Origin of the sequence: Methylobacterium indicum (assembly GCF_001043895.1) — a bacterium.
Taxonomy (GTDB): Bacteria; Pseudomonadota; Alphaproteobacteria; order Rhizobiales; family Beijerinckiaceae; genus Methylobacterium; species Methylobacterium indicum.
This window is the reverse complement of the sequence record NZ_JTHF01000152.1, coordinates 15,987-27,528: the sequence shown is the minus strand read 5'-3', so window position 1 is coordinate 27,528 and position 11,542 is coordinate 15,987. Positions and strand designations below refer to the sequence as shown.

Here is an 11,542-nt window from a genome sequence, read left to right as displayed (position 1 = left end):
CCTCAGGCGGCGATCTTCCGGCACTCCGCGGCGCAGGCGCGGCACGCGTCGCGGCAGGCGCGGCATTCGGCTATGTCGGGGAACTTGGCGCATTCCGTCTCGCAGGCCGTGCAGATCTGCGCCACGGCCCGGGCCATCGCCGGCGTGTGGGGCGAGTCGACGGCGGCGAGCGTCTGCAGGGCGGTGCACGCGTGCACGAGGTCGTAGGTCGCCTTCATGCAGGCCACCATGCGGGTGTCGTTCATGGCGAGCATGCCGAAGCAGTGCCGCAGGCAGTCGTTGCCGGTCGCGACGCAATGGGCGCTCGACGCGGCGAGGGCGGCGAACTGCGCCGGATGGTCGTGCCCGCCGGCCGGGGCCGCGGCCTGTCCGGAGCCATGGTCGTGCATCGGGCCGTGGTCGGCCGCCGCGGCCTTCGTCGCCGCGCTGCCCGCAAGACCTGCCAACACGCCCGCGGCGATGAACTGACGTCGTTCCATGTCGATCCCTTCTCCCGAGAACGCTGCGGCATCCCGCGGGACGATCCACCCGCGATGGTGCGGCGAGCTCCTCCTACACGGTCGGCCGTCGCGAGACGACGGGCCTCGGCGCCGGAGCCCTGCATCCTTCCGCCTCACGGCTTGTCGATGCCGAACGCCTTGATGCGCGAGGCCAGCGTCGTCGGCCGCAGGCCGAGCAAGGCGGCGGCGCCTCCCGGGCCGAACACCTTGCCGCCGCAGAGCGCCAGGGCCTCGACGATCTCGGCCCGGTCGCGGGCCCGCCGCTCGGCCTCGCTCAGGGGACCGGACGAGGGCGGCGCCGGACGATCGGACCGGGAATCCGGGCCCGACGGGACGGGGGCGGCCTCGGGCAGATCGAGGCGCAGCCGTCCGCGCTGGGCCAGGATCACCCCGCGCTCGATCACGTTCTCCAGTTCGCGCACGTTGCCCGGCCAGTCGTGGCGCGTCAGGCGGCGGACGTCGCCCTCGCTCAGCCGCGGCTCGGGCACGCCGAGGCGGCGCGCCGCGCCCGCCAGCATGTGCTGGGCGATGAGCGGGATGTCCTCCGGCCGCTCGCGCAGGGGGGTCGCGCCGATCGGAAAGACGTTGAGGCGAAAATAGAGGTCGCCGCGAAAGCGCCCCCGCCGCACCTCCTCCTTCAGGTCGCGGTTCGTCGCCGCCACGAGGCGCACGTCGACGGCGCGGGTGCGCTCCTCGCCGACGCGCTCGAAGGAGCGCTCCTGGAGCACCCGCAGCAGCTTGCCCTGGAGATCGAGGGGGATCTCCCCGACCTCGTCGAGGAACAGGGTGCCGCCATCCGCCAGTTCGAAGCGGCCGACCCGGTCGCGCAAGGCCCCCGTGAAGGCCCCGCGGGCGTGGCCGAAGAACTCGCTCTCGAACAATTCGCGCGGGACCGCCGCGCAGTTCACCCGGATCAGCGGCCGGTCGCGGCGGCGGCTCGCCTCGTGGATCGCCCGGGCGATCAGCTCCTTGCCGGTGCCGGATTCACCGGTGACCAGCACCGTGGCATCGGTGCCGGCCACGAGATCGATCTGGCGCCGGATCGCCTCGATGGCGGGGCTCCGTCCGATGATGCCCTGGTGGTGGCTGCCGGCCCGGATCTCCTCCCGCAGGTAGGCGTTCTCGAGCTCCAGCCGCTCGCGCAGGCTCTCGACCTCGGCGAGCGCCTGGCGCAGGCGCTCGTCCGCCTCGCGGCGCTGGCTCACGTCCCGAAACACGATCACCGCCCCGACGAGGGCGCCGCGGTCGCGGATCGGCGTCGAGGTGTACTCGACCGGGAAGGCGGTGCCGTCCCGGCGCCAGAACACCTCGTCGTCGACCTGGTGCACGATGCCGTCCCGGAAGGCGGCGTAGATCGGGCAGTCCCGGTGCGGGTAGTGGCCGCCCCCCGCATGCGTATGGTGCACGGCGGCATGCATGTCCGTGCCGACGAGGTCGGCGGCGTTCCAGCCCAGCATCCGGGCGGCGGCCGGGTTGACGAAGGTCGTGATGCCCTCGGCATTGACCCCGTAGATGCCCTCCCCCGCCGCGCGCAGGATCAGCTGGTTCTCGCGCTCGATATCGCGAAAGATCCGCTCCATGCGCTGCCACTCGGAGAGCCCGGCGCGCATGTGCCGGTCGGCTTCCCGGTCGACCTGCCGCTGGCGGCGCTCGTCGAGGTCGACCAGGGTCAGGAGGACGAGGCCATCCGGCATCGCCGTGCCGACGGTCTCGATGGTGAGAGCGCGGCCCTCGCCGTGGCGGGGCGTGAGCGCGTGGGTCCACCAGCGGCCCTTGGCCTGCACGCCCTGGGTGAACACGATCAGGGCCGGGAGCTGGCCGGGATGCAGGGCACTCACCGGCTCTCCCCGCAGGGCGGCCTGCTCGCGGCCGAGGAGGCGCGCGGCGGCGGCGTTGGCCGCCACGATCCGGTCGGCATCGGGATCGATCACCAGCATGGCCTCGGCCCCGACCTCGAAGACGGGCCCGAACTCGGCGTTCGGATCGGCGGCGCTGACCGGCATCACGAGATCTCGTGGTTGTGCGACGAAATCTCATGTTACACGATATTTCGTAATTTTGCTCTACTGCCTCAACGTACTGAAAAAGCTGCATTATCCATGTTGTTCGAACCTGGCACGCCCCTTGCGGATCCCTTCGCGATCCGCATTCCGCGAGGCGCCCATGGCCCTGTTCGACAATCCCTTCGATGCCAAACGCCGCCTCGCCCGCGGCGGCTGCTCCTGCGGCGCCCATGCGAGCCAGGCGGCCCACGATGCCGCGCAGGATGCGACGCCCACCGGCGAGGCCGCGCTGGAGCGGGCGGTGGAGGGCGCGGTGATGCGCGCGCTCTTTCCTCACGACGCCGAGCGCCGTGCCTTCCTGCGCAGCGTCGGGGCCGCCACGGCACTCGCGGCGGTGAGCCAGTTCCTGCCCACGAAGCTCGTCGCGGACGCCTTCGCGCAAGGGGGAAAGCCCGAGAAGACCGACCTCAAGGTCGGCTTCATCCCGATTACCTGCGCCACGCCGATCATCATGGCCAAGCCCATGGGCTTCTACGAGAAGCAGGGCCTGAACGTCGAGGTGGTGAAGACCGCGGGCTGGGCGGTGATCCGCGACAAGACCCTGAACAAGGAATACGACGCCGCCCACATGCTGGCGCCGATGCCGATCGCGATCTCGCTCGGCCTCGGATCGACCCCGCAGGCCTACACGATGCCGGCGGTCGAGAACGTCAACGGCCAGGCGATCACCCTGGCGATGAAGCACAAGGACCGGCGCAACCCGAAGGACTGGAAGGGCTTCAAGCTCGCCGTTCCGTTCGACTACTCGATGCACAACTACCTGCTGCGCTACTACCTGGCGGAAGCGGGCGTCGATCCCGACACCGACGTGCAGATCCGCGCCGTGCCGCCGCCCGACATGGTGGCGAACCTGCGGGCCGACAACATCGACGGCTTCCTCGCCCCCGATCCGGTGAACCAGCGTGCGGTCTATGACGGCGTCGGCTTCATCCACATCCTGTCCAAGGAGATCTGGGACCGGCACCCGTGCTGCGCCTTCGCGGCCTCGGAGGCCTTCATCAAGGAGACGCCCAACACCTACGCGGCATTGCTGCGGGCGATCATCCAGGCGACGGCCTACGCCTCGAACAAGGACAACCGCAAGGAGATCGCCGCCGCGATCGCCCCGGCGAACTACCTCAACCAGCCGCTGACCGTGGTCGAGCAGGTGCTGACCGGCACCTTCGCGGACGGCCTGGGCCAGGTGCGCAAGGTGCCCGACCGGGTCGATTTCGACGCCTTCCCCTGGCAGTCCTTCGCGGTGTGGATCCTGACCCAGATGAAGCGCTGGGGTCAGATCAAGGGCGACGTCGATTACGCGGCGGTGGCGAAACAAGTCTACCTCGCCACCGATGCCGCCCGCCTGATGAAGCAGGACGGCTTCACGCCCCCTGAGACGACCACCAAGAGCTTCGTCGTGATGGGCAAGACCTTCGACCCGGCAAAACCGAAGGAATACATCGAGTCCTTCGCGATCAAGCGGGCGGGCTAGAGCCATGACGCGCTCCCTCACCCTTCGCGCCGCGGTGCTCTCGCTGACGCTGCTCGCCGCGATCCTGCTCGCCTGGCAGGTCGCGGTGAGCGGGACCGCCAAGACCGAGGCGATGGACCCCGAATACGCCGCCCTGATGGGCGCCACCGCCACCACCGGCAAGTCCGCGATGCCGGGGCCGCTCGATGTCGGCGCGACGCTCTGGCAGCACCTGAAGGACCCGTTCTACGACCGGGGGCCGAACGACAAGGGGCTCGGCATCCAGCTCGCCTACTCGATCGGGCGCGTCGCCCTCGGCTACGGGCTCGCGGTGCTGGTGGCGATTCCTGTCGGATTCCTCATCGGCATGTCGCCGCTGATGAGCCGGGCGCTCGATCCCTACATCCAGATCCTGAAACCGGTCTCGCCGCTCGCCTGGATGCCGCTCGCGCTCTACACGATCAAGGATTCGGGGCTCTCGGCGATCTTCGTGATCTTCATCTGCTCGCTCTGGCCGATGCTGATCAACACGGTGTTCGGGGTGTCGGGCACCCGCAAGGAATGGCTCAACGTCGCCCGTACCCTCGAGGTCGGTCCGCTGCGCCGCGCCTTCACGGTGATCCTGCCGGCCGCCGCGCCCACCATCCTCACGGGCATGCGCATCTCGATCGGCATCGCCTGGCTCGTCATCGTGGCGGCCGAGATGCTCGTGGGCGGCACCGGCATCGGCTACTTCGTCTGGAACGAGTGGAACAACCTCTCGATCACCAACGTGATCACCTCGATCCTGTTGATCGGGCTCGTCGGCATGGTCCTCGACCAGTTGCTCGCCCGCGCTCAGCGCCTTGTCACATTCCCCGAATGAGGCCGGGCGCATGAGCAAGCTCCTTCCCTTCCGGCGGCGCATGCAGGCCGCCGCCGCCGATCAAGGCGCCAGGACCGGCCGCATGGCGAACTCCGAAAAATTCATCTCGATCGAGGGGATCGCCCGCCGCTATCCGGCGCCCGGCGGCAAGACCACCACGATCTTCGAGAACCTGTGGCTGCCGATGCGCCGCGGCGAGTTCGTCTGCATGATCGGGCATTCGGGCTGCGGCAAGACCACGGTGCTGAACATCCTGGCGGGGCTCGAGGCGCCCTCCGAGGGCGCGGTGATCGTCGACGGGCAGGCGCTCCAGGGGACCAGCCTCGACCGGGCGGTGATCTTCCAGGGCCACGCCCTGCTGCCCTGGCGCAGCGTGCTCGGCAACGTCGCCTACGCGGTGTCGTCGCGGTGGCGCAAGGCGTCGAAGGCCGAGATCGCGGCGCGGGCCAGACGCGCCATCGCCACGGTCGGGCTCGCCGGGTCCGAGCACAAGAAGCCGTCCGAATTGTCGGGCGGCATGAAGCAGCGCGTCGGCATCGCCCGGGCGCTCTCGATCGAGCCCAAGATCCTGCTGATGGACGAGCCGTTCTCGGCCCTCGATGCGCTCACCCGCGGCACGCTGCAGGACGAGGTGCGGCGGATCTGCGTCGAGACCGGCCAGACCGTGTTCATGATCACCCACGACGTCGACGAGGCGATCTACCTCGCCGACCGGATCGTCCTGATGACGAACGGGCCGGAGGCGAAGGTCGCGGAGATCGTCGAGAATCCGCTGCCGAAGGATCGCGACCGCACCCAGCTCCACCACGCCCCGGGCTACTATGCCCTCCGCAACCACCTGATCGACTTCCTCGTGTCGCGCTCCAGAACCCTGCGCGACACGATGCCGGCCGGCTACGACCCGCGCCATCCGCCGGTCGTCCGCTCGTCGCTCAGCGAGGCCGATGCCGCAGCGATCGCGGCCGAGCCGCCCTCCCGCCGGGCCTGACCGGCTCCCTTTCCGGTCCCCGGGCACGGGCCGCGCCGCCTCGCGACGGCCGGCGCCCGGGACCGCGCCCAGCGGGACCGGGCGGGGCGGCCGCTTCGCCCCGTCCGATCCCGAGCTTCGAGCCCCACGCCGCCCCGCCGGGACGGCACGTAACCCACGGAGAGACCCCATGAAGCGCGAAGACCTCACCGAGAAGCTCCTCGACATCAAGCGCGAGAAGGGCTGGACCTGGAAGTACATCCAGGACGAGATCGGCGGCATCTCGCCGATCCTGATCACCGCCGCCTGCATGGGCCAGATGAAGCTGCCCAAGGCCCAGGCCGCCAAGGCCGCGGCCCTGTTCGGCCTGACCCAGGCCGAGGAGCGGATGCTGAACGAGGCGCCCTATCGCGGCTCGATCCCCGCGATGCCCCCGACCGACCCGCTGATCTACCGCTTCTACGAGCTGGTGATGGTCTACGGCACCACCTGGAAGGAGCTGATCCAGGAGGAGTTCGGCGACGGCATCATGTCGGCGATCGACTTCAACATGACGATGGAGCGTGAGCCCAACAACAAGGGCGACCGGGTCAAGATGAACCTGTCGGGCAAGTTCCTGCCCTACAAGTACTACGGCAACGAGGAGGGCGTGCCCGAATACGGCTTCAAGGAGAGCTGAGCCGGGGATGGCCGGCCCTGCGCCGGCCGGTCCGGATGGCAGGCCTGTGGGATCGTGCCCGGATTGTGGATTTTGAACGCGTCCTGGGCAGCGTGACGCGGGGTTGCCCGTCCACTGCCCAGGGATGCCGCAGCGGGGCGACATCCGCGAAACGACGTGGAAACCCGGCCCGGCGTGAGCCGGGCCTGGACGCGCACGGGATATCCGGGATCACCCGGTTCTGTGCGTTCTGTGGGATTTGTTGGCATCGAACTTGAATGCTGCGGACAGGCCGGTCCGGCGACAGCCGCCCGGACCGGGCCCGCAGGCAGACGAGAGGGATGCGGACATGACCAGAGGGGCGATGAACCGCCGCGAGGCGCTGAAGCTGGGGATGGCGGCGGCCGCCGGCACCGTATCGGCGCCGTTCGTGTCCCGCGCCGGCCTCGCGGCGGAGCCGATCAAGCTCGGCAGCCTGCTCGACGGCTCCGGGGCGCTCGGCCTCGAGGGCAAGCGGATGATCGAGACGACCGAGTACGCGGTCGAGCTCCTCAACAAGGCCGGCGGGCTCCTCGGCCGACCGATCCAGCTCATCGCCTACGATACCCAGTCGACGATGCAGCTCTACACCCAGTACGCCCAGCAGCTCGCCCTCAAGGACAAGGTCGACGTCATCCAGGGCGGCATCACCTCGGCCTCGCGCGAGGCGATCCGCCCGATCTTCGGTCGCTCCAAGACCCTGTATTTCTACAACACGCAGTACGAGGGCGGCGTCTGCGACCGCAACGTGTTCTGCACCGGCTCGACCCCGGCCCAGACCGTCAACCACATCGTCGATTACGGCCTCAAGAACTGGGGCAAGAAGGCCTACATCGTCGCGGCGGACTACAATTACGGCCACATCACCGCGAGCTGGATGACGAAGTTCATGAAGGACGGCGGCGGCTCGGTCGCCGGCACCGACTTCTTCCCCCTCGACGTCACCAACTTCTCCTCGGCAATCAGCCGCATCCAGCAGGCCCAGCCTACCCTCGTGCTCTCGGCCCTCGTCGGGGCCAACCATTCGGGCTTCTACCGGCAATGGGATGCCGCCGGCATGAAGGCCAAGATCCCGCTCGCCTCCAGCGTCTTCGGGCTGGGCGACGAACTGACCACGATGGACCCCTCGACCACCGACGGCATCGTCACCTGCTACGGCTGGTACAACGACCTCGACACGCCGGCGAGCAAGGCCTTCGTCTCCGGCATGCAGGCGAAGTTCGGCGCCGACGTCACCGACCTCAGCGAGCTCGACACCGCCACCTACGAAGGCATCATGTTCTGGGCCGAGGCGGTGAAGAAGGCCGGCTCGGTCGAGCGCGACAAGGTGATCGCGGCGCTGGAGGGCGGCATCAGCATCGAGTCGCCCACCGGCACGGTGACGATGGACGGGGCGACCCACCACACCATCCGCAACACCTACCTCGCCCGGCCGAAGAACCGGAAGTGGGAGATCCTCGCCACCTTCCCGAACTCCTTCCCGGCCGATACCGGCGGCGCCTGCGACCTCCTCAAGAATCCGCGCATGAACAAGCAGTTCACGCCGGACCTGAAGGGCTGACGGCCGATGGATCTCGCCGGCCTCCTCGCCTTCAACGTCCTGACCGGCATCGCCACGCTCGTGCTGATCACCCTCGGCCTCGGGGTGATCTACGGGATGATGCGGATCATCAATCTCGCCCATGGCGAGTTCATGATGCTGGGCGCCTACACCGCCGTGATGGCGAGCGGGGCGGGCGTGAACATCTGGATCGCCATGCTGGTCCTGCCGCCCCTGGTGGTGGGGGTGATCGGCCTCGTCCTCGAGCGCACCGTCATCCGCTTCCTGTACGGGCGGATGATGGACACGATGCTGGCCACCTGGGGCGTCAGCCTCGGGCTGATCGGGCTCGTCACCACGCTCTACGGCAACGTGGTGCGGGGCGTCTCGACGCCGGTGGGCAGCTTCGACATCGGTCGCTACGGGGCGAGCCTCTACAGCCTCGTCATCATGGCGACGGCGCTCGGCGCGCTCGCGGCGATGTTCGGTCTCCTGCGCTTCACCAAGTTCGGCCTCATCCTGCGCGCCACCATGCAGAATCCCCGCATGGCGGCGGCGCTGGGCGTCCAGCCGAACCGGATCTACATGGCGACCTTCGCGCTCGGCGCGGCGCTCGCCGGGCTCGCCGGCGGGATCCTGGCGCCGATCTCGGGCGTCTCGCCCGCCATGGGGGCGGCCTACGTCGCCCGCGCCTTCATCACGGTGCTCGGCGGCGGGCCCGCCATCATCACCGGCACCGGCCTCGCCTCGGGGCTGTTCGGCACGATCAACGAGCTCGTCTCGTTCAAGACGACGCCCGTCATCGGCGACGTGGCCCTGCTCGCCGCCGCGATCCTGCTGATCCGCCTCCTGCCGCAAGGCATCACCGGCCGCTACCTGAGGCGCAGCCTATGACCCCGACCGTCTTCCGCCCCTCCGGCGCGGGCCTGCGCTCCGCCGCGGGCTTCCTCGCCACCCTCGCCCTCGGGCTCGCCCTCCTGTTCGGCGCCCCCCACACCCTCGACACGTTCGGCCTCGTCCAGTGCACGGGCTTTGCCGCGCTGGCGATGTTCGGCCTCTCGCAGGGCTTCGTCTGGGGCTTTGCCGGGGTGATGTCCTTCGGCCAGGCCGCCTTCCTGGGCCTCGGCGGCTACGCCTACGCGGTCGCGGTGCTCAATCTCGGCGACAGCACCCTGCCGGTCCTGTGCGCCATCGCGGTGCCGATGCTGTTTGCCGCGTTGCTCGGCTACTTCATGTTCTACGGGCGGATCAGCGACGCCTATATCGGCGTCATCACGCTCACCGTCTCGGTGATCCTGTTCCAGCTCGTCAACGCGACGTCAGGCAGCCAGTACCGGATCGGCGCGGCCGAGCTCGGCGGCTTCAACGGCATCCCGGCGATCCCCGCCCTCAACCTGCCGGGCCATCCCGGCGAACCCCTCGACACCGACGGCATCTGGTACGCGGCGATGGGCGCCCTGATCCTCGTCTACGTCGTCCTGCGGGCGGTGCTGGCGAGCCGCTTCGGCCGCGTCGTGGTGGCGATCCGCGAGAACGAGACCCGGGCCCAGCTCATCGGCTACGACCCGCGCCTCTACAAGCTCCTCGCCTTCACGATCGCCGCCGGGGTCGCGGGGCTGGCCGGCTGCCTCTACGCCAACTGGGGCGGCTTCATCAGCCCGACCGTCTTCGGCCTCCCGATGTCGGCCCAGGTCATCATCTACGTGCTGGTCGGCGGGCTGGGCACCCTGGTCGGGCCGATGCTCGGCGCGGTCCTGATCCAGGCGCTGATCATCACGGCGGGCAGCCAGTCCGTGCTCGATTCCAATCTCGGCCTCGGCCTCGTGCTGGTCGGCTTCGTGCTCCTGGTGCCGCAAGGCCTCGTCCCGGTCCTGCGCGGCCTGTCCTGGCGCCTGATCGAGCGGCGCGCAGGCAAGGCCGCCCCCGGCCCCCTCGCGACGGAGACCGCCCGATGACCCTCCCGGTTCCCACCGGCCTCAACGGCGTGCCCCTGCGCCCGCTGATCGAGGCGCGCGGCGTCACCATGCGGTTCGGCGGCGTCACCGCGGTCGCGGGCGTCGACTTCACCCTCGGCGAGGTCGAGCTGCGCTGCCTCATCGGCCCCAACGGCGCCGGCAAGAGCACCTTCTTCAAGATCCTGACCGGCCAGCTCAAGCCGACCGAGGGGCGGATCGCGCTGCGCGGCACCGACATCACCGGGGCCGAGCCCCACGCCATCGCGCGCCTCGGGGTCGGCATCAAGACGCAGGTGCCGAACGTCTTCAACGGCCTGTCGGTGCACGAGAACGTCTTCGTGGCGGCCTCGAGGCGCAAGTCGCTGGCGCGCACCCGCGCCATCGTCGACGAGACCCTGACCCGGCTCGGGCTCACCGGCATCGCCCGGCGCGAGGTCGGCCAGCTCGCCCACGGCCAGAGGCAGTGGGTCGAGATCGCCACGGTGCTCGCCCAGGAGCCGGAGCTGATCCTCCTCGACGAGCCGGCCGCCGGCATGACCCACGAGGAGGTCCACCGCACCGCCGCTTTGATCCGCGAGATCAACCGCACCCATGCCCTGATCGTGGTGGAGCACGACATGCCGTTCATCCGGATGATCGCCAAGACCGTGACGGTGTTCAACCAGGGCCGGATCCTGGTCGAGGACGAGGTCGACGCCGTGCTGGCCGACCGCCGCGTGCGCGACGTCTATCTCGGCAAGCAGGCGGCCTGAGCGATGGGCCAGTCTCCCGCTCTCCTGTCCGTCGAGGGCCTGCATTCCGGCTACGGCCGGATCCCGATCCTCGGCGGCGTGGCGCTCGCCGTCCGCGAGGGCGAGTTCGTCGGCATCCTCGGCCATAACGGCATGGGCAAGACGACGCTCCTGCGCACGCTGATGGGCTACCTGCCGGCCACCGCCGGGCAGGTGCGCTTCGACGGGCGGGACGTCACCCGCCTGAGCCCGACCGCCCGGGCCCGGGCCGGGATCGGCTACGTCCCGCAGGGCCGCGAGATCTTTCCGGCGCTGAGCGTGCGCGAGAACCTGCGCATGGGCTGCCTCCTCTCCGCCAGGGGCGAGGACGAGACCATCGCCGGCATCCTCGCCGACTTCCCGCGGCTCAACGCCTATCTCGACCGGCCCGGCGGCGCCCTGTCGGGGGGCGAGCAGCAGCTCCTGGCGCTCGCCCGCTGCCTGTGCGGCGGGCCGCGCATCCTGCTCCTCGACGAGCCGACCGAGGGCATCCAACCCTCGATCATCGAGGAGATCATCGAGACCCTGCGGCGGATCGGGCGCGAGCGCGGCATCGCGCTCCTTCTCGTCGAGCAGAACCTGAACTGCATCGCCGGCCTCTCCGACCGGGTCCTGATCCTCCAGAAGGGCGCGATCACCCGCGAGGTCCCGCCCGAGATCGCCCGCGACCGGGCCCTGATCGACGAGTTCGTCGGCATGCATTGAGGCCGTCACCCTCCCCCCCAAACGATCTCC

Annotated in this window: 11 protein-coding genes; 9 read left to right on the top strand and 2 right to left on the bottom strand. The window is 69.7% G+C overall.

What is annotated here, in order from left to right:
* Positions 1-2: 2 nt before the first annotated feature.
* On the bottom strand, positions 3-479 hold the full coding sequence (locus tag QR78_RS18545) for a four-helix bundle copper-binding protein (protein WP_048429041.1): 477 nt from the start codon (positions 477-479) through the stop codon (positions 3-5).
* Positions 480-613: 134 nt separating this feature from the next.
* The gene (locus tag QR78_RS18540) at positions 614-2,503 is read right to left on the bottom strand and encodes a sigma-54 interaction domain-containing protein (RefSeq protein WP_048429040.1); all 1,890 of its coding nucleotides are present in this window, start codon (positions 2,501-2,503) and stop codon (positions 614-616) included.
* Positions 2,504-2,663: 160 nt separating this feature from the next.
* Here QR78_RS18540 and QR78_RS18535 point away from each other — a divergent pair, with 160 nt between their 5' ends.
* From QR78_RS18535 to QR78_RS18495, 9 genes are all read left to right on the top strand, one after another.
* Positions 2,664-4,034, top strand: coding sequence for a CmpA/NrtA family ABC transporter substrate-binding protein (locus QR78_RS18535; RefSeq protein ID WP_048429039.1), 1,371 nt, complete (start codon positions 2,664-2,666; stop codon positions 4,032-4,034).
* A gap of 4 nt (positions 4,035-4,038) precedes the next feature.
* Positions 4,039-4,878 carry a nitrate ABC transporter permease gene (gene ntrB / locus QR78_RS18530; protein WP_048429038.1) on the top strand — a complete coding sequence of 280 codons (840 nt, stop codon included), beginning with the start codon at positions 4,039-4,041 and terminating at the stop codon, positions 4,876-4,878.
* Positions 4,879-4,888: 10 nt separating this feature from the next.
* On the top strand, positions 4,889-5,866 hold the full coding sequence (locus tag QR78_RS18525) for an ABC transporter ATP-binding protein (RefSeq protein ID WP_048429037.1): 978 nt from the start codon (positions 4,889-4,891) through the stop codon (positions 5,864-5,866).
* A 169-nt stretch (positions 5,867-6,035) separates the two neighbouring features.
* The gene (cynS, locus tag QR78_RS18520; protein WP_048429036.1) at positions 6,036-6,524 is read left to right on the top strand and encodes a cyanase; all 489 of its coding nucleotides are present in this window, start codon (positions 6,036-6,038) and stop codon (positions 6,522-6,524) included.
* 328 nt (positions 6,525-6,852) lie between these two features.
* The gene (locus tag QR78_RS18515; protein ID WP_082171508.1) at positions 6,853-8,103 is read left to right on the top strand and encodes an urea ABC transporter substrate-binding protein; all 1,251 of its coding nucleotides are present in this window, start codon (positions 6,853-6,855) and stop codon (positions 8,101-8,103) included.
* Positions 8,104-8,109: 6 nt separating this feature from the next.
* Positions 8,110-8,976, top strand: a complete 867-nt coding sequence (locus QR78_RS18510; protein WP_048429034.1) for a branched-chain amino acid ABC transporter permease — start codon at positions 8,110-8,112, stop codon at positions 8,974-8,976.
* Complete coding sequence (locus tag QR78_RS18505) at positions 8,973-10,037, top strand: branched-chain amino acid ABC transporter permease (protein ID WP_048429033.1); 1,065 nt, start codon at positions 8,973-8,975, stop codon at positions 10,035-10,037. The genes QR78_RS18510 and QR78_RS18505 overlap by 4 nt, the downstream gene beginning before the upstream one ends.
* A complete protein-coding gene (locus tag QR78_RS18500) occupies positions 10,034-10,789 on the top strand; it encodes an ABC transporter ATP-binding protein (RefSeq protein WP_048429032.1) in 756 nt (251 codons plus the stop codon). Before QR78_RS18505 ends, QR78_RS18500 begins: the two co-directional genes overlap by 4 nt.
* A gap of 3 nt (positions 10,790-10,792) precedes the next feature.
* Positions 10,793-11,512: an ABC transporter ATP-binding protein gene (locus tag QR78_RS18495; RefSeq protein WP_048429031.1), complete on the top strand. Its 720-nt coding sequence runs from the start codon at positions 10,793-10,795 to the stop codon at positions 11,510-11,512.
* The last annotated feature ends 30 nt before the right edge of the window (positions 11,513-11,542 follow it).